This is a genomic window from Rhizobium sp. 2YAF20 (assembly GCF_052114685.1).
In the GTDB taxonomy this organism is placed as follows: domain Bacteria; phylum Pseudomonadota; class Alphaproteobacteria; order Rhizobiales; family Rhizobiaceae; genus Rhizobium.
In genome coordinates this window covers 20,551-39,721 of the sequence record NZ_JBFRFF010000037.1, presented here as the reverse complement: position 1 = coordinate 39,721, position 19,171 = coordinate 20,551, and the positions used below count along the sequence as shown (strand labels likewise).

Genomic DNA, 19,171 nt, shown 5'->3' with positions numbered 1-19,171 from the left:
GATCGAAAGCCCGGAACCGGCCTCAGTACATTATTGGGACACAGATATACGGTAGGGGTTACAGGCGCAGATCGACGCCGCCGAGTTCGTGCCACATCCACTCGAAACTGTATGTGGCCATGGGGTCTGCGGAGTTCGGCTGCGTTGCAGGTTGGTTTTCGAGATACTTGAGCCACTCGGCGACCTGATGGCGGTCAGCTGCTGATTCTGCCACCTGTCGCGGCGTTTGGTTGTCGAGCATGCCGACCGGCTGGTCGAGAGTTTCACGAAACTGGCGGTCCAAGAACTGATGGGCGACCTGCTCAGCGATTTCGGGCGGAATCTGATGTGGCTTCCGTCTGATCTTGGGCAGGACGTTTAGCCATAATCTGCACCACAGTCACGTCATCACAATCGGTGGCGACAGCTACAGATTACGAGAAAAGCGCCGCAGTGGACTCCTGCAAAAGGCCGCAACGACGCTCGGATTGGAGAGTAACTAAAAAACCTTGGCGGACCAGTTTTGCATGTCGCCAACGGACCAGGCCACGATGATGCTTGATATCAACCAACGGCGAAGTTCGGCTCTATGTGGCTTGACCTCCTGTTCTCAGAGCTCGTAGCACTCTCGCGGATTTCATGTTCGATTATTGGCGACGATGTCCGTCTTATGGTTTTAGCGACGATCTAAGGCACTCCCTTAGCAAGCAACACAGGCTCCTACGAATATGCCGTATCGTGGCACGAGCGCCTCAGTGGACGTCGTAAGTATTTGCTTTCGATATCAAAAGCGGCCTGTTGACGGCCCCCCATCAGTTCCGGGAAGACGGCATCGAGAATGCAAGTTAAATAGACGAAAACGTGTTGGTCTCGACGGTGTTTTCGGCGCATGATCGATGCGAAAGTGTACGGTCGCAATGGTTCGGCGAACCGCCGCGCCAAATTTCAGGCGGAATATCGATGGGCAAAAACTTCAAGATCGGCGATCACGTAAGCTGGAATTCGGAGGCCGGTCGCGTGAGGGGCATGATTATTGGCATCCATATTCGCGATTTTGACGTCAAGGGCTACACGCATCATGCGAGCAGTGAAGCGCCGCAGTACGAGATCAAGAGCAGTAAGACCGAGCACGTCGCTTTCCACAAAGGCTCGGCGCTCACCAAAATTCGCGACTGACGCCTCCGCCAGGCGCAATCAACGACAGAAAGCGATCGCCAATGTCCACGAATCCGCAATCTCCGTCGCCCGAGCCGCTTCGTGCTCGGCTCAGCGATGCGGACGATCGCGTCCGGCTCAATCATTGGATGCCACCCCAGCAGGGAATTTTTCCGCACATTAGAATCGGCCAGCGTTGGATCAATACCCTGTGGGCCTTACCCGTCGCAGCGGCGGCGTTACTCTCTCTGATAGCCCTGGCGCAAAGCCTGCGCGAACTGCACTCTGTAGGAAGCTTCATCCAGAACCATCCTGGGATCGCACAGTCGGCGCCGTCGGTTGATTCCGGCTTTCCCTGGTGGCTCCAGTTCCAGCACTTCCTGAACATGTTTTTCATGTTGTTTATCATGCGGGCCGGCCTGCAGATTCTAGCCGATCACCCACGGCTCTACTGGAGACGGGACTGCACGCCAGGAACCGATTGGTTCCGGTTTCAGGTGCCCGTGCCCAAGGATCGCATCTGGACGGCCAAGGATGATTCCGTCACCCTGCCGACTTGGCTCGGCATCCCTGGCTTGCGTCATACACTTGGCCTTGCGCGCTGGTGGCACTTCTCGGTCAATCTCTTGTGGCTGATGAACGGTATCGCTTTTTATGCACTGTTGTTTGCTACCGACCAGTGGCGCCGGCTTGTACCGTTGACTTGGGAGGTATTTCCGGCCGCCCTTTCAACGGCAATCCAGTATGCCTCGCTGAACTTTCCGGTCGACGAAGGCTGGACTCGGTACAACGGCCTACAGCAGTTTAGCTACTTCATCACCGTCTTCGTCGCAGCGCCCGTCTCGATCGTGACCGGCCTGATGCAGAGCCCGGCAATCTCCAATGCACTTGGGTGGTTCGGTCGGCTGTTCAACCGACAGGCGATGCGGTCTGTCCACTTCATCGCGTTCGCCTGGTTCGTCAGCTTCATCCTGGCACATGGCGCCATGGTGTTCGTCACCGGCATCCGGCAGAACACCAATCATATGTTCGGCGGCGTCAACGACGCCTCATGGACTGGGTTCCCGCTGTTCCTTCTCGCGATGGCTATCCTGGTCACGGCTTGGCTTGTCGCCTCACCTTTTACCATCCGCTATGCCCGCCTCGTGCAGCGCGCGGGCGCGTTCATGATCGGCTGGCTCATGGGCCTCGCCGAAGGCTGGGATCCGCGATCTCAACTCACGAAGAAAGACATTTCTCCCTATTTTTGGCCGAACGGCACGATGCCGAACTCCAAAATATTTGATGATCTCCTAGCAGAGAACTTCGCCAGCTACAGGCTTCGGATCAGCGGCCTGGTCGAGGCACGACGTGAGTTCTCGCTGGCAGACCTCAAAGCGATGGTGAAACAGGAGCAGATCACGACGCATTTCTGCATCCAGGGCTGGTCAGGGGTCGCAGAGTGGGGCGGCGTTCCGATGCGTGACATCCTCGATCTGGTGAAGCCGACGCACGACGCTCGCTACGCCGTATTCTATTCCCTGGCCGATGGAGCCGATGGCGGTCGATATTATGACGTCCATAGTATTGCGAATATGCGCCACGCACTCACGATCCTTGCCTACGAGATGAATGGAGAGCCGATCAGCGTCCTGCATGGTGCTCCGCTGCGGCTGCGCTGCGAGAACGAGTTGGGATTCAAGATGGTCAAATGGATTGCGGCGATCGAGTTCGTTAACGACTTCGCTGATCTCGGCGCGGGCTACGGCGGGTACAACGAGGACCACGAATTCTACGGCTATCGGATGCCGATTTGATCGCTCCCCTCCGTGACCGTCGCTGGCGAGCCATCGAATAGATTGTGCCTGGTGTCGCCTGGCAGAAATAAAATATGTTCTTCCTCATATGTGGACGGCCCAGCTTCGTCGGCGAGAAGGACGAGGACCAGGCCACTCGGGTCGCCCTGCATCCCGTGAACACCTCGAATCGGGCGCGTCGGCTCCAATCGCCCTTCACACCCGACCCCTGAAAAGTGCCGTCGGAATATCGCTTAGTCTCACGCGAGCGTGATGCATTTTGATGAAACTTGTCTCGACGACGTGCGTTGTGCAACTCCAGCCAAACTGAGGCCCCCCATGTCCGACGCGCCGTCTTTCAAGCTAATCTCTCTCGTCCTTGGCACAAGCGGCGACATCCGAAACCGCACCAGTGCTAGGCACGCTTTTGACTTGCTCACCGAACAGCGGAGTAGCCGCGGAACCAACAAGTATAGACCAGCGCTGCGGGCATGGCAGCATGCCTTGAACGTCAACCTTCCCGCCGACATTGTCAGAGAAGTTCTTATCAAAGCGGCGGGAAGCGGACATGTTGGTCGGCTGATTTGCGCGTGGACAAGAGACAACGCCGCATCGRGGTCGATACCGATTTCCCCRCCCGTCAATATCTGCGGTTACGCGCTAGCGAGGTCGACATGAACGCAACAACCAGATTGCACGAACTCGGCCAAAGCCTTTGGCTGGACAACATCACCCGCGACCTCCTGAACAGCGGCACCCTTCAGCGCTATTGCACCGAGTATTCGGTGACGGGATTGACGTCGAACCCGACGATTTTTGATGAGGCCATTCGAAACAGCAAGGCATACGATGATGCCCTTCACGACAAAAAGAAGAAAGGGGAAGCCAGCGAGAAGCTATTCTTCGAATTGGCGCTGGAGGACCTGAGGCAAGCCGCAGCACTGTTCCGTCCGGTCTACGAGGCGACAGGCGGCATCGATGGCTGGGTTTCTCTGGAAGTGTCACCTTTGCTGGCTAACGATGCSGGCGCCACAATAGAGGCCGCCAAGCGGTTGCACGCGCAGGCGCACTGTCCCAACCTGTTCATCAAGATTCCCGGCACGCCCGCGGGGGTGAAGGCCATCGAGGAATCGATCTTCRCYGGCGTGCCCGTGAACGTCACCTTGTTGTTTTCGTGCGAGCAGTATGTAGCTGCTGCCGACGCCTATTGCCGAGGCATCCAGCGCCGTGTTGATGCTGGACTCAACCCCAAGATCGCTTCGGTCGCCTCGATCTTCGTCAGCCGCTGGGACAAGGCGGTGATGGACAAGGTTCCCCCAGCACTGCGGAACCGTCTGGGCGTCGCCATATCTGGGCAAGTCTATAAGGCCTATCGGGAGCGACTTGCCTCTGCCGAATGGCGCAAGCTGGCCGGCACCGGCGCACTTTCTCAGCGTCTGCTTTGGGCGAGCACCGGGACCAAAGATCCGCAGCTTCCTGAATCCTACTACATCGAGGCGCTCGCCGCACCGGACACAATCAACACGATGCCCGAAAAGACGCTCCATGCATTTTCGGAAAAGGGTGCGGTAAATGGTATCATGCGGGAAGACGGCGGCGATAGCGAAACCGTGCTYGCGGACTTCGCAAAGGCTGGCGTCGACACTGAGGCGCTAGCCGCGCASCTTCAATTGGAAGGCGCCCAATCCTTCACCAAATCATGGAACGATCTGCTGGCAGTGATTGCGTCAAAGAGCGAGCAGTTGCATCGCTCTCACGGTTCGGCCGGCGGATTATGAGCCAGCCTTTTCCGACCAGGACATTGCCACTTGTGAAACTTCCAGCCTGGAAGGCATTGCTGACGCTGCGAAGACGTGCGTCTTTTGCATCGGCAACAGCCCTTCGTAGACGATCCCAGCGTAGCACCCAGGTCACTGCCGAGGTGTGCGGGCTTAATCTCGACTATTCCAAAAACTGCGTCACACTGGGACGGTCCGTCGATCGATGGGGTGAACCCGGCTACACCGCGCTGCACTCATTTTATCACCAAAGCCGAGCCAGCCGGCATTTGGACAATCGGGTTGCATAAATCCGGTCAAAGGATTCCCCCATGAAACAGGTGCCACTTGACCAGCTTTGCATCAACACGCTGCGAATTCTTTCCATCGATGCGGTCCAGAAAGCAAAGTCCGGCCACCCCGGAACACCGCTGGGCGCCGCGCCGCTGGCGTATTGCTTGTGGCAGCGCTTCCTACGCTATGATCCTTCTGATCCCGATTGGCCGAATCGCGACCGTTTCGTGCTGTCGGCCGGCCATGCCTGCGCCCTGCTCTACAGCCTGCTTTGCCTGTGCGACGTCAAGGCAAAAGGTGCAAGCTATCCCAAAGGCGACCGAATTGCCGTGACGCTCGACGATCTCAAGACTTTTCGTCAGGCGGGCAGCCATTGCACGGGACATCCCGAATATGGCTGGACCTCAGGCGTCGAGACCACCACGGGTCCACTCGGACAAGGTGCCGCCACAAGCGTCGGCATGGCGATTGCTGAACGCTGGCTGGCCGCTACCTACAATCGACCCGAATTCGATCTGTTCTCGCACAACGTCTACGCGCTGTGCAGCGATGGCGACATGATGGAAGGGCTCAGCAACGAGGCGGCATCGTTGGCGGGGCACCTCAAATTGTCGAACCTCTGCTGGATTTACGACGAGAACCACATCACCATCGAGGGTCCGACTGAACTTACGTTCACCGAAGATGTCGCAACCCGCTTCGCTGCGTACGGATGGCACATAGAGCGAGTAAACGATGCAAATGATCTGGAGTTGTTGGGCAAGGCTTATCAGAGGTTCATCGATACGCAAGATCGCCCAACTCTCATCGTCGTTCAAAGCCATATCGGTTTTGGCGCGCCGCATAAGCACGACACAAACAACGCTCACGGAGAGCCGTTAGGCGCCGAAGAGGTTCGGTTGACGAAGGAATTCTACAATTGGGACCCAGACGTAGATTTCAAGATTCCGGAAGGCGTTATCGCGCATTTTCATGCGCATATGGGCAAGCGAGGGGACGCCGCTCATGCCGCCTGGCGGAAATTGTTTGCCGCCTACCGAAAGCAATATCCAGACCTGGCAGTTCAGATCGATCAGATGCAGCGACGCGAAATTCCTCCCGGGTGGGATGCGACGCTATCCAGTTTTAGAGCCGATGCTAAAGGCATGGCGACGCGAGACTCGTCCGGCCAGGTGTTGAACGCCATCGCGGCCCACATCCCATGGCTACTGGGCGGCGCGGCAGACCTGTCGCCGTCAACCAAGACCAGCCTCGAGTTTGACTTTGCTGGCGATTTTCAGGCTCCTGAGGGTGAACAGGCCGCCAGCTACCGCGGGCGAAATTTCCATTTCGGTCTGCGCGAACATGCCATGTGCGCCATCGGCAACGGCATGAGCCTGTCGAAGCTGCGTCCGTTCGTTTCCAGCTTCCTGATCTTCACAGATTATTGCCGCGCGGCGCTGAGGCTGAGTTCGATGATGGAACTCCCGGTCATCTCCATCTGGACCCATGATTCCATCAGTCTCGGCGAGGACGGGCCAACCCACCAACCCATCGAACAACTTGCCTCGTTCCGCGCCATGCCGGGCATGATCGTGCTACGCCCGGCAGACGCGAATGAAGTCGTCGAGGCGTGGAAGGTCATCATGCATCTTAGGGACAGGCCTGTCTGCCTCGTGCTTACGCGACAAACGGTGCCAACGCTCGACCGCTCGATCTATGCAGACGCAGGCGGCGTAGCGCAGGGCGCGTATGTGCTAGCCGATGCTCCCGACGGCAAGCCCGATGTCCTGCTGCTGGCGACCGGCAGCGAAGTCGCGCTCTGTGTGACGGCATATGAACTGCTGAAAGCCGATGGCATAAAGACACGTGTCGTGAGTATGCCGTCATGGGAATTGTTCGAAAGCCAACCAAAAGACTATCGCGAGATGGTCTTGCCGCCCGCTATAACGGCCCGCGTGGCGGTGGAGGAAGCATCCGGTTTCGGATGGGAGCGCTACACGGGCTTCGACGGCGCTATCCTCGCTCTGCATAGTTTCGGCTTGTCAGCACCATCAAAAATTGTCGCAAAACACTTCGGCTTCGAGCCAGCATACATCGTTGCAGCAGCCGAGGCGCAAATTGCGAGCCGGCATTCCAGCAGACCAGCCAACGCGGCCTTCACCAAATGAGGCAATCGCACGATTACGAAACTCGGCCCGTTGGCCGGAAAGCCGACCCCACCTGACATGCCGGTCAATGTCGCAAAGCTCGTCAAGGGCTTAATACAGCTACGCGCCGGATCCTCCCTTGCGGCGCGTAGCATTCGGGACATCCAAGCCGATGGACCCGTACTTGTCGGCATTGAGGCCCATGCGCTTTCGGAGCCCGCCACTGCGAGCGCCCTTGAGATGTGCGGCGAACGAAGCGTTGTGATGATGGCGTGCGGGGACGACGGCAGTTCAGGACCCCAACCGGCAAAAGTGACAAACCATGGCCAACGCAGGTTGAGTGCCAGTATTGCCGTGTCGGTAGACGTGCCGCCATAGGCGGGGTTGCATGCCGCAAAGACGCTCGCGCCGTTTCGCTTGGGTTCAGAAAAACCATTTCAAATTCAGGGCGGGACCCTTGGAGGATCCTAGCCGACGCATTTTTCTTGGCAATCAATTTTGTGGAATACTACTCCCATCCGCCAGCAGGCCGATTCAGATCAGAACTGACGAGCAGGGCAAGGTATGCCCTGCTCTTTGCGGGTTTGGATTCAGCTCATGTGGGCTTCCCAGGTAATTGTGATATCGCGTGTCGTTGGGCTCCAGCACCGCGCGCGCTCGTCTTGCCAAATTCGATAGGCGCGGCGACGGATTCCCTCGCTCGTGTTGGCTGTCATCATGGTCAACCTTCCCATCCAGAAGAGCGCCAGGTTTCGGCGCGTTCATCGACGTCGATGCTTCCTTTCTCCGTCAGAATACGCAGAGCGGCGTCATGTTGAAGCTGGTCGTTCACTTGCGCCGTCACGAGGAACCCGCCGCGCCTCAGGCCCTCGGCATAGAGGTTGCGCGCTTCGTCGGTGAAGAAGAAGTTGGCAATAGCGTCAATAAAGCCTGCGTGATCTCGCGCCGGAAGGTCTTCCTTATGCCCAGGCGTGATCATCACGGATTGCTTCTGAAGGCCGGAGGCAATCAATCCTTCCGCGGCGCTCTGGGCGTCGCTTTCTGAGTCAAACATCGCGCTGATGGTCCGTCCCGGATTGCTAGGTATTTCTGACATCGGTTTCTCCCGTGACTATCTCTCTTCGTCTAAAAGGCGCTGGACGTCCGACGGTTCCCCGGGGGTGTCTTACTTTTCAGGTTGAGGGAGCCTTGTCGCGATTTGACGTCATTCCCGGAGCGCTGCGCCCCGCGACCGCAAGCCTTCTGCTTTCTTTCTTATCGATTTCTTGGTCCTTGCTCATGGCAGGCGCTGGGTCGCATCAGTTGCCGATTCCCTATCTGCGAGGTGAACTGCATCCGCGGAGCCGAATTGCTCAAGTTTGCCGCCGTCACGGTTTTGATGCTGTGAGGCATGTGAAGGTGCTGGGCGTCGGAAGCGGGTCCCGGACACACCCGAGCCATATGCACCGGTGTGGAGAGCGACGCCGAGAAGGTCGGTGCGAATTCGTCCCGGCCTTTATCTGTTAGCTCCATCAACCGAAGGACCGTCGCGTCACATTGGTGGTGCAAATGGCGCGACATTTACTGTCTTGTGCCACAATGCCACCATCGGCAACTTTGTGGCCAAAAACGCTCTCCAACTGCGCCGATCATCGGCAATGTCAGCCCTTGCCAACGCATGGGTCATTTCTCGCCATCGGCCCTCGTTCTTCGACCGCCTTTTTGCGAACCATCCTATCTCTCATGTCGGCCGCGGCGCTGGCTGATTGATCGTCATTGCCACCAACCTGCACGGTCGATGAGGCAAATCCGATGCCGTTCGCTGCAAAGGCTTCCCGGATCATGGCGTAGGCGCGTCGGCGAATGGTTGCCTGGGCACTGTAAAGTTATCGGATCGGGGTCAAGGGAAGCCGTGATGCCGGTGATCACGCTCCACATCTGCGTGGACAGCTTCTCGCAATTCGCGAGTGGTGAGATGGCTCATCAACCGCTTCGCAGGCCTGACCTCCCGGCAGCTTTGGGAGTGATTTCGAAAATGACTGCCATATCTGGCTCGTATGCCATCGGCTGGTCCCAGCAGACCAACTTCCAGTTGGTCAGGTTCCAATGAACAAAAAAGCATTAGCCGGGCGCTCCCCATATAGCGCTTCCACATGGTTCTCTTCGGGCGTATTCTACAAAGTTGAGCGCGGCCTCGATTTTGGGGGCCTGGAGGCCGTAGCCCCACAGAACTCGCAGCGGCCGGGCTACGGTTTCAATTTTGGCGGACGAGGCGACAGCGTCGCACGCGCCCCTCACCGCGGCACCTGTTCGCCACTGGCTATGGATTTCACACGAGTCGACAGTCACTCCATGATATCGAACGCGCTTGAATCAGATTCTCGAAAGCGTTAAAATTCAGGGTGCGAGCGTTAGTAGGTATCGTCCGCTCGCCCAGTGGAGAGCTGCTATGCCTGGCTTTTCTCAGGCGTTCTTTCATGCCGACCCGGAGGTTGTCTTCGAGGCCCTGACCGAATGGTGCATTCGGAGGCATGTCGACCCGGATGACTATTTGATCTCGCTGGCAATCACCCTCTACAACCATGGCAACGACACGCCGGAGCGCCTGCTGGAGGGCCTCGAAATTGAACTCGAGGGCGACGTCGTACCGCTCTCCCGACTTGGAACCTCTGTGCGATTTGACGGTTAGTTCATCGGTCACGGTTTGAACAAACACGGACCCTGGGCGCTGGACGGCCAGGCATAGTTCCCTGCATCCAGACTGCGCCTAGTTCAGCGGCAGATCGAGGCCGCAAAGCTTGCCGTTGGGTGTCAGGATTCCTTCCGCCAAAAAGCCATGTCATCATCGCCGCAATTTTCCGGGGAGAGCCCATCTCGATGCGCCTCCGCCCAATATACCGGGGCGACCGGCTCCGCATATGCCCGGATCGGACTGCGACCGGGTCCCCCCGAGGGAGATGCGCGGACCATCCGATCAGCAAATCGCTTGCAGAACTCCTGCTTGCTCAGCTCCAGAGACCCTGCTTCACTTCGTCCCAAACCTTCCCTGATGTGCACGAACTGTAATAGATCGAATTTGGCCTATCATTGCTAAGCCTTCAATGGAGAGCTGGCGACACTCGGGGGGTCGCGCCAGCCTCGGCAGGGCAGCTCCCTGCCTATCCGGTCGGGTGGGCCTGCCCGGATACGGGGCCACTCAAACCATACTGATATTAGGCCAAGCTGAGGAGCCGATGCCACGAAAAAAGACCCGCCACCTGGTAGGGCGACGGGACAATGTTCAATCGTAGAAGGAAAGCACGTTCATCGGGGATGTATGCACGCGACTACCGCTATACTTGATTTACCCCGTCACCAAGATCCATTACCGGCATTGTTTGCTCGAAGGTCAGTGATTGATTAGGGCCCGCTCTGGCTGGCCCGATTTCGCACGGGAAATCGATGTCTATTCGACGTAACCGATCGGCTCCATTGCCTGGATGAGATCTAAAAACCCTGAGTCGTTTTCATTGAGAATAGCCACGACGATATCCGCAGTGACCGGTCGGAACACAACTCGATTGATCGGCGTGCGCGTCGGCAAAACGTTTGCCGGATCGGCGAGGATGGAAGCTCGATGCCGTTTCGCCGCTTCGTAGGCTGCTTCCTCTGTAACCTCGTAGGCCATGGCCCGTCCGAAGCCAAGCGGGAAGCAGAATATCGCGAAGCTGTCTGCCATGTCGTGAAGAACACCTTTATCATCGCCGCAGAGATACGCGGCACGCGGCCGTGCTGATAGTTCGAGGCTACAAACGTTCTTTTACCGCGTTACTGACGTGAAGATTCGGCGTCATGCCGGCGTGGCGATAAATGTGGAAATCTGGCGAGCGCCATCAAAGGACCCGACCCACATTATTGCGCTCGCCAAGACCACGATACTGAAACCCTTGTGAAGCTTTAACGTCGTTGTTTTTTGTTTTCACGTTACATTCTTGTAATCTGCGACCGCTTCTGTGATTAGTGCGAAGCAAGCTTCGATTGGGTTCCAGAGGCCCTCAGTTGATCCGCAGCCAATGCCGGATCGCCGTGTCCCCAGCCCATCGATTCGCTGGAGCGACGACGACACTGTGTAGACTCGCTCTTCAGCCGGTTCTTCGGCGAAACGGCAAGCAAACTCAGATTGTTGTTCGACGCGGTCGCGAAGACACGCGGCGTGTATCTGTCGGACAAGTTCGACGGGGTTTGACGAATGACGTTGGCGAAATCCGTCGTGTGCTGAATTCGATCTTGATGTTTATGGCGGAGCCGAACGCGACCGACAGCGTCGTTGCCGCCGCGACAAATCATCCTGAAATCCTTGATCGTGCCCTCGCGCGCCGTTTTGACGAGATAGTTGAATATGACGTTCCGAGCGGAGACGCCGCCCGGCGATACTTACAAGGCGGCTTGGATCACTGATCGTCATGCAAGGGCAGACGCGGGCGGCAAGCAAGATCGATGGGAATACTCTCGGACGCCTTTTCGTCCGTCAGCGTGCTCGCCCACTGACAGCGTTTGCCAGCGTCTGATGTAACGCACGCGCTGGAGAAGCTGTAGGCGCGTGATGGCTGGCCGCTCTGACAAGAGCGAACCCATGTCGTCCCACAGCCTCAACATTGAAGCGGGAAATCAGCCGAGATAGAGTAACGACTTCTTCTGCCAGTCGGCTGGTGCTTGCCGTCGCCTGCTCAACCATAGCCGCGTTCTGCTGCGTGACCTGATCCATCTGATTGACGGCCACGTTGATTTCGGTAAGACCGGTCGTCTGTTCTTTCGCCGCCGTGGCAATCGAATGGACATGATCATTGATCTTGGTGACCTGGGCTTGGATCAGGTTCAGGGCTTCGCCTGTCGCAGTCACGAGTTTCACACCGGTCTGGACCTCTTGGCCGGAACGGGTAATCAGACCCTTGATGTCTTTGGCAGCGCGAGCGGAACGTTGCGCGAGTTCGCGCACCTCTTGGGCGACGACCGCGAACCCTTTGCCGGCCTCGCCGGCGCGTGCCGCCTCGACGCCGGCGTTGAGTGCCAGCAAGTTCGTCTGGAAGGCAATCTCGTCGATGACACTGATGATCTGACCGATCTCGCTCGATGCCTGTTCGATACGACCCATGGCCGCGACAGCATCCGTGACCACCGCGCTCGATTGATCCGTACTCTTGCGCGCCTCGCCGACCATGTGGCTGGCTTCCGCTGCTCGATCTGTAGAACTCTTGACCGCCGACGTGATCTCCTCAAGGCTTGCAGCGGTTTCCTCCAAAGAAGCGGCTTGCTGTTCAGTGCGCTTGAAGAGGTCGCCGGCAGCATTGCTGAGATTGCCAGTGCCAGCGTTGATCGTGTCGATCGCGGCCCGAACTTCTGCCATGACGGTACGCAGGCCGCCCATCGTCGCATTTACATCGCGCTTCAGCTCCCCGAATGAGCCTTGGAACTCGCCTCGCATCTCGTCCGTAAGATCCCCCTGTGCCAATGCCGCGATAACGCGTTGCGTTTCACTGACGCCCTGGTGCACGGAGGCTACAAGCTCGTTGACGCTTGCCGCGAAACGATCGAGATCCGGATTGTCGTAGACTTTCTGAATTCGCCGAGTGAAATCGCCAGCCACCGCCGCAGCGACGACGGCCGAAATGTTCGAGGAGAGATCCGCGCTCTTTGCTTGCAATGCGCTTTCCTGGGCATTGATGTGACGCATCCTTATGCCGTTTTGCTTAAACACTTCGACGGCGGTCGCCATATCGCCGACCTCGTCGCTTCGGCTTGCAAATGGCACGTGGGTTTCGAGGTCGCCGCCGGCAAGTTGTTTCATTGTTGCCGTCAGCCGTCCGATTGGGCGGGCGATCGCTCTCGAGCCAAAAATAGCGGACGCGATAAGCGTCACGACAACAAGAAATCCCATTCCAAGACTAATTTGCAGCGCCAGAGTGGATGTGGCCGACATCTGCGCCCCCGCTTCGTCCGCTTTACTTTTGGCCGCATTCACACACTCGTCGATCAGCGACCCGATCTGGTCGGCAATATCCAGGAGCTTGCCTTGAGCGGACTTTCCATTGTCGGAGGTCTCGGAACTGTTGGCAGCGCTGGTCAATCTTGCGTCGATTGATTTTGAAAGACCCTCGTATTCGGTTATCCATTGACCGGTCAGCTCGGTGACCTTGGCTATCCGATCTTTGTTCGCCTGCAAAGTGACGTGGGCGCTCGCACTTTCCAGGTATTTAGTCACCGACTCATGTCGTTTGGCAACATATTCCCGCGCTTTCGTCGCATCGGTCGCAGTTTCCGCGAGACGCAGCTGCAACATTCCCATCATCATGCCGCGGAGTGACGCTTTCGCGTCGACCAGGTCCCTGGAAATGACCAGCTGCATTCGACCGAAGTCGGAGCTTCTACCGATCGAGGCGTCGCCAACCCAGACCGCCGCTAGCAAGGCCAAAACCATGAGAATACCGGCCGCCGACATGGCAGTCAGCTTGACACTGATGCGGGTGAAAAGTTTGGATGGCATTATAACTCTCCTGTCGCACGGGACGTCTCGGCTCCCGGCTAACGCAATCGGTCAACAAGCTGGATAAGCGTGTTCCAGCGGCACATGCATGCTAACTCAGACACGTCTTCACATGCTCTGCGACGAGATGATCAATTAGAATTATGACAGATTGCTTAAGTTTCCGTTGAGGCTAAGAATGCGCGATCCGGGGAACGTTCGTACAATTCCTACGCGGCGATCGACGAGCCAGATACAGTGATTGTATGCGAACTACCTCCGGGCTTACCCAAGACTATTCGACAAAGCCCGTTAAACTTAAGAATGATTTGGACCGCGCGAGATTCACCGTCCTTAGGGTTCGGTCACTGTACATCCGAGATCAGAAAGCAGCCCGTCTTTCAAGCCGTAGACCCATCCGTGGATCGCGACGTCTTTTCCCGCCTGCCAGGCCGCCTGCAGAGTTGGAGTACGGGCAAGGCGCTTCACTTGGGTGGCGACGCAGGCCTCGCAGAGCCGGTCGAGGTCTTCCTCCGCCCAGAGATGGCCTTCCCTGCATTCAAATTGCTGTTCGGCAACCTCGCGTACCGGCTGCAGCCAGTGGTCGATTAGTCCGAAGCGCTTGTCACTGACAGCGGCTCGTATTCCGCCGCAGCCATAGTGCCCGCAGATAATAATGTGCCTCACACCGAGCTGATGGACGGCATACTCAACAACGGACAGCATGTTCATGTCGGCGGGGTGGATGAGATTAGCGACGTTGCGATGTACAAAAACCTCACCCGGCTCCAAGCCCGTGATTACATTGGCGGGCACTCGGCTGTCCGAGCAGCCAATCCACAGATAGTCCGGCTGCTGCAACTGCGACAGCTGCTCGAAATAAGCCGCGTCCTCGGCCTTGCGGTCGGCAGACCATAGCCTGTTTCTGACAAAAAGATCTTCAATTACCACAAAATCTCACCAGGGATTGACCTAACCGCCGTCGATCGGCTTTTTGGCAATTCAGCGGCCGGTCGCGATACAACGACATGATTTAAAATAGATTCATCTGCCGAGATTTTTCAAGGCGCGTCGAACGGATGCCTGTCGGAACACCGCGCCCCTTCCATAGCCGACCATCTCGCGGGAGTCGATCGGCGGCAGGTTTTGAACTCCTCACGCTCGGTCTGCTGTTCTCCGACCGAAAGCCGTTCCGCAGGGGATTGGTCACATCAAGCGCATTGAGGCTATCCTCGACAATACTGAGATCGGCCTGCCCGAGATTTTGCACGCGGAATGCCGCGACCTTCTGAACCAGATTGGTGAGAAGATGCAGGATCGAGAGAAGACCAGGAAGCTCGCGGAACTGCCCGGAGCCGCGGGCCGGATTCAGACCATGCCGGGCGTTGAACCATTGACCGCTTTGGCCGTCGAAGCTTTCGCGTCGGGCGATGCAGAGCTTCCGATGGGGTCGTTAATTTGCCGCTTGGCTCGACCTCCAAAACGGGCAGCAACCACAGAAGTGCCAAACGACACCTGGAAACAGCCCGGCCGGAACGGACAATATCTTAGTGACCGCCGGGGTGGATTGCGTCATTGAGATACAGGCAAGTCAGTACTGCAAATACATAAGCCTGAAGAAAGGCCATGAGGATTTCAAGAGCGGTGAGGGCCACGGTCATTATCAGGGGGAAAATGGCACCGCCGACGCCAAGCGCGCCCAGGGCTCCGAGCGAGGCGACGAAGCCTGCGAACACCTTGATCGCGATATGGCCGGCAAGCATGTTGGCGAAAAGACGAACCGAGAGCGAAATCGGACGAGAGAGGAAGGAGATGACTTCGATTGCTACCACCAGCGGCAGGAGCAAAGCGGGCACACCGAGTGGCACGAAAAGCCTCAGGAAGCCGAAACCGTGCTTATAGAAGCCGTACATGATCACGGTCAGGATGACGAAGAGCGCCAGCGCCAAGGTTACGATGATCTGGCTCGTGACCGTATAGAAGTAGGGAACCATGCCAAGTAGGTTCGCGGTCAGCACGAACATGAACAGGGAGAAAACCATCGGAAAGAACTTCATCCCTTCCCTCCCCGCTCCTTCTTTCAGCATCGAGGCAATGAATTCGTAAGACATTTCGGCCACGGACTGTAATCGCGTCGGGATGAGGCTGCGGCTGGAAGTAGCGAAATACAGGAAGCCGGCGGAGATGACCGCCGCAGCCACCATGAAGAGGGAAGCGTTGGTGAACGAAAAATCAATTCCGCCGATTTTGATTGGCACAATCTTGTAAATCAGGAACTGATGGGTAGGATCGTTTACCACCGGTTGCTCTCTCTCATTTCTGGGCTTCCCGAGGGAAATCGATGGTTTGGAAACTGCGCATCAGCGATATGTCCGGCTCACATTTACCTGCTCGGAGACCGTCGCGATTGGCACCAAGTCATGACCTTGTCGAAGCCGGTTAGAGGAGAACATCGGTTGGAACAACTCGCTGTCGTGCCGCGGCAACGCTTTTCTCCACTCCCGGATCGGCGGGTGGTCACGAGATTGGCGTGTGAGGTGACCGAAGGTGTCGTCCAAACGATAAGCCCCAGGTCAATGCACCTGGGACGCAATAGGTTTTCCATGGAACGCGCTTCTCAAAGGACAGGAATGGCGCCAATATATGTCGTATTACGACATATATCAAGCCTTCCCCTCTGCGCGCGCAATGGCTGACACCGCGGCCGAGGTGCGGGTCTGTTTCAGGGCTGGACGCCTTGCGACGTCCCTAAGCGTTTTCAGGTCCAATCCGTCGGCCTTTCCGATTCTGATCACGCCGACGGCTGCTTCGTCTTTCTCAGATAGGGCAGAACCGTATCGAACGATCCGAACCGTGTAATCGCGTCTTCGTTCGACACAGCAGCAGTAATGATGACATCGTCTCCCTGTTCCCAATTGGCTGGGGTTGCGACTTGGTGCTTTGACGTCAGTTGGATGGAATCAATAGCACGCAGAATTTCATTGAAATTGCGCCCTGTGGTCATGGGATAGGTGAGGATCAGCTTGATCTTCTTGTCAGGGCCGATGACGAAGACAGAGCGCACGGTCGCGTTGTCGGCCGGTGTACGACCCTCCGAGCTTTCGCCCGCGCCCGCCGGCAGCATGTCGTAGAGCTTGGCGACAATGAGGTCCTTATCCCCGATCAGCGGATAGTCGACATCGAAGCCGGTCGCTATACGAATATCGTTCTTCCATTTATCATGGCTCTCGACCGGATCGACGGAGATGCCGATGATCTTGACGCCGCGCTTGGCGAATTCCTGTTCCATGCCGGCCATTGCACCGAGTTCGGTCGTGCAGACGGGCGTGAAATTCTTCGGATGGGAGAAGAGAACCGCCCAATCGCTCCCGATCCAATCATGGAACCGGATCGGCCCCTTCGTCGTCTCGGCAGAAAAATCCGGCGCGATATCGTTGATACGCAAGCTCATGTTCAGTCCTCCAAATTTCAGGGTGTCGTCTTTGCAAATCTTGGTGGCGATAGCCGGTTATGAAAACCGTCCGAAGATCGGGCGTCCGTCGTTGCAAGGGAAGCCATACCCTCACAGAAAAGCTGTGCACGGTAAACGACGCTCAAGCATATCAAAATCCAATGCCATGGGTTTTACCGCCCGAGCGAAACCGACGTGAGGAACATCATCCACAAAGCTTTGGGTCATTCGATGGCGGCCTCAGTTGCCGGGCGCGCACCCAGGTAGGGACGGCGCTCCAGTTCCGAGGATTGCAATGCACTTCTCAGCCGCAACAGATCTTTCCGTGCGATCAGGCCCATGAGCTTTCCGGAAGCCGGATCCACGATCGGGACGCGGCCGGTTTCCGCGGCGAGCATCAGGTCTGCGATGAAGCCCACGGTGTCCTCCGGATGGCCAACCGGGTTCGATGCATCCGAGACCCGATCTGTCAGACTTTGATCGGCAAGCTCCTTGTCGCCCTGCCAGCGAAGCGCGTCTGCGCGCGATACGACGCCGACAAGCGTGCCGTCTTCGACCACCGGATAAAGCCGATGCGTTTTTTCCCCGGAGGAGAAGAAGTCGCAGGCTGCACCGATGGTCATTGAGCCGGGCAGAGTGTCGACCTGCCGGACCATGATGTCAGCGGCACGCGTGAGTTCAAAGGGGTCGATGCCATATTCGCGCGTGATGTGCTGGCCGCGGCGCGCGATCTTTTCGGTCAGGATAGAGCGGCGAAGCAATAGCACGGTCACGGCATAGGCTGTGACCGTTGCTGCAAGCAGGGGCACAAGAGTGCTGATGTCGCCGGTGATCTCGACCGCGAAGAATGTTCCAGTCAAAGGCGCCCTCATCGTTCCGCCCATCATCGCGGCCATGCCGAGAAGTGCCCAGAACCCGGGGTCCCCCGGGAAAAAAAGGCCGACGAGCCAGCCCAGCGCACCGCCTAGAATGAGGAGGGGAGCAAGCACGCCGCCCGAGGTTCCCGACGACAGCGCTACCAGCCAGATTCCTGCCTTGACGAGAAGGATCGCAAGGACGGCCTTCGCAACGATATGGTTGGCAAGAAGATCCGAGATGATGTCGTATCCGACGCCGAGCGCGCGTGGCTCAATCAGGCCCCCCAGTCCTACGATCAAGCCCCCGAGGGCCGGCCACCACATCCAATGGATCGGAAGCCGTTCGAAGGCATCCTCGATCTTATAAAGCAGCGTCGTCATCACGCCGGACTGAAGCCCCGAGATGATGCCCATCGCCGCACACAGGAATATGCCCCACCAGGGAAGATGAACCTGGAAATTGGTCGGGAAGAGCGGACCCTGACCAAAAAGGAATGGCCGCCAGCAAATCGACACGCAAGCTGCGACGGCAACCGGAATGAAGCTTCGCGGTTTCCATTCGAACAACAGCAATTCGACCGCGAGCATCACCGCCGCAATCGGCGAGCCGAATATCGCCGTCATACCGGCTGCAGCACCGGCGACCAGAAGCGTTTTACGTTCAGCCGCGCTCATGTGGAAGAATTGCGCAAACAGCGAACCGATTGCACCGCCGGTCATGATGATCGGACCCTCGGCGCCGAACGGACCACCCGTTCCGATCGAGATTGCCGAGGAGAGCGGCTTCAGCAGCGCCACTTTTGGCGACATCCGGCTGCCACCGATCAGGATGGCTTCGATCGCTTCGGGAATGCCGTGGCCGCGGATTTTTTCCGAGCCAAATCGCGCCATCAAGCCAATCACGAGCCCGCCGATGACAGGTGCAGCAACCATCCAGAGCGACCGGTGCGCATTGGCCAGTGACGACGGTTGGGTGCTGATCTGCCCGAACCAGACGACATTCGTCACGAGCGCAATCAGATCGACCAGCACCCAGGCTGCCAGCGCCCCTCCGGTGCCGACGACGATCGCCATGCCGATCAACAGAAGAACGCGTTTGTCAGTGGTGAAGTCACCGGCCTCGCGCCGGGCAAGTCCGCCGGTGAAATCATGCGGGCGGCGTTGCGGTCTCGTTTCTGGGTTTAACAATGCGGTGTCTCCAGGTCGCTCTGCACTTCAACGCAGGGCACAAAATTCTCATCGGCGTTTCGCATATATCGTGGTACGATATAAATCAATAAGATTATTATGGAGTTG

The 19,171-nt window shown here is 57.5% G+C and carries 15 protein-coding genes; 7 read left to right on the top strand and 8 right to left on the bottom strand.

Annotated elements, in window-relative coordinates; translation table 11 throughout:
- Nucleotides 1-58: 58 nt before the first annotated feature.
- Nucleotides 59-283, bottom strand: coding sequence for a hypothetical protein (locus tag AB4Z52_RS28695; protein ID WP_442221281.1), 225 nt, complete (start codon nucleotides 281-283; stop codon nucleotides 59-61).
- 656 nt (nucleotides 284-939) lie between these two features.
- Between AB4Z52_RS28695 and AB4Z52_RS28690 the strand changes: the two genes are divergently transcribed.
- From AB4Z52_RS28690 to tkt, 5 genes are all read left to right on the top strand, one after another.
- A complete protein-coding gene (locus AB4Z52_RS28690; RefSeq protein ID WP_442221280.1) occupies nucleotides 940-1,155 on the top strand; it encodes a DUF2945 domain-containing protein in 216 nt (71 codons plus the stop codon).
- 41 nt (nucleotides 1,156-1,196) lie between these two features.
- A complete protein-coding gene (locus tag AB4Z52_RS28685; RefSeq protein ID WP_442221279.1) occupies nucleotides 1,197-2,930 on the top strand; it encodes a molybdopterin-dependent oxidoreductase in 1,734 nt (577 codons plus the stop codon).
- A 252-nt stretch (nucleotides 2,931-3,182) separates the two neighbouring features.
- Entirely contained in the window at nucleotides 3,183-3,587 is a 405-nt protein-coding gene (locus AB4Z52_RS28680; RefSeq protein ID WP_442221278.1) for a DUF982 domain-containing protein, read from the top strand.
- Entirely contained in the window at nucleotides 3,584-4,687 is a 1,104-nt protein-coding gene (tal, locus tag AB4Z52_RS28675) for a transaldolase (RefSeq protein ID WP_442221277.1), read from the top strand. The genes AB4Z52_RS28680 and tal overlap by 4 nt, the downstream gene beginning before the upstream one ends.
- 311 nt (nucleotides 4,688-4,998) lie before the next feature.
- A complete protein-coding gene (gene tkt / locus AB4Z52_RS28670) occupies nucleotides 4,999-7,110 on the top strand; it encodes a transketolase (RefSeq protein ID WP_442221276.1) in 2,112 nt (703 codons plus the stop codon).
- A 700-nt stretch (nucleotides 7,111-7,810) separates the two neighbouring features.
- Here tkt and AB4Z52_RS28665 read toward each other — a convergent pair.
- Nucleotides 7,811-8,185, bottom strand: a complete 375-nt coding sequence (locus tag AB4Z52_RS28665; protein WP_442221275.1) for a hypothetical protein — start codon at nucleotides 8,183-8,185, stop codon at nucleotides 7,811-7,813.
- A 1,332-nt stretch (nucleotides 8,186-9,517) separates the two neighbouring features.
- Between AB4Z52_RS28665 and AB4Z52_RS28660 the strand changes: the two genes are divergently transcribed.
- The gene (locus AB4Z52_RS28660) at nucleotides 9,518-9,757 is read left to right on the top strand and encodes a hypothetical protein (RefSeq protein ID WP_442221274.1); all 240 of its coding nucleotides are present in this window, start codon (nucleotides 9,518-9,520) and stop codon (nucleotides 9,755-9,757) included.
- Nucleotides 9,758-10,513: 756 nt separating this feature from the next.
- Here the strand turns inward: AB4Z52_RS28660 and AB4Z52_RS28655 are convergent.
- On the bottom strand, nucleotides 10,514-10,786 hold the full coding sequence (locus tag AB4Z52_RS28655; protein ID WP_442221273.1) for a hypothetical protein: 273 nt from the start codon (nucleotides 10,784-10,786) through the stop codon (nucleotides 10,514-10,516).
- 551 nt (nucleotides 10,787-11,337) lie between these two features.
- Here AB4Z52_RS28655 and AB4Z52_RS28650 point away from each other — a divergent pair.
- Nucleotides 11,338-11,505 (top strand): hypothetical protein, encoded by a 168-nt coding sequence (locus tag AB4Z52_RS28650; protein ID WP_442221307.1) that lies wholly within the window; start codon nucleotides 11,338-11,340, stop codon nucleotides 11,503-11,505.
- Between the two features lie 70 nt (nucleotides 11,506-11,575).
- Here AB4Z52_RS28650 and AB4Z52_RS28645 read toward each other — a convergent pair whose 3' ends face one another.
- The 5 genes from AB4Z52_RS28645 to AB4Z52_RS28625 form a co-directional block, all read right to left on the bottom strand.
- Nucleotides 11,576-13,588, bottom strand: a complete 2,013-nt coding sequence (locus AB4Z52_RS28645) for a methyl-accepting chemotaxis protein (RefSeq protein ID WP_442221272.1) — start codon at nucleotides 13,586-13,588, stop codon at nucleotides 11,576-11,578.
- Nucleotides 13,589-13,921: 333 nt separating this feature from the next.
- Entirely contained in the window at nucleotides 13,922-14,518 is a 597-nt protein-coding gene (locus tag AB4Z52_RS28640) for a carbonic anhydrase (RefSeq protein WP_442221271.1), read from the bottom strand.
- Nucleotides 14,519-15,114: 596 nt separating this feature from the next.
- On the bottom strand, nucleotides 15,115-15,867 hold the full coding sequence (locus AB4Z52_RS28635; protein ID WP_442221270.1) for a F0F1 ATP synthase subunit A: 753 nt from the start codon (nucleotides 15,865-15,867) through the stop codon (nucleotides 15,115-15,117).
- Between the two features lie 491 nt (nucleotides 15,868-16,358).
- Entirely contained in the window at nucleotides 16,359-17,018 is a 660-nt protein-coding gene (locus AB4Z52_RS28630) for a peroxiredoxin (protein WP_442221269.1), read from the bottom strand.
- A 224-nt stretch (nucleotides 17,019-17,242) separates the two neighbouring features.
- Nucleotides 17,243-19,063: a chloride channel protein gene (locus tag AB4Z52_RS28625; RefSeq protein ID WP_442221268.1), complete on the bottom strand. Its 1,821-nt coding sequence runs from the start codon at nucleotides 19,061-19,063 to the stop codon at nucleotides 17,243-17,245.
- Nucleotides 19,064-19,171: the final 108 nt, after the last annotated feature.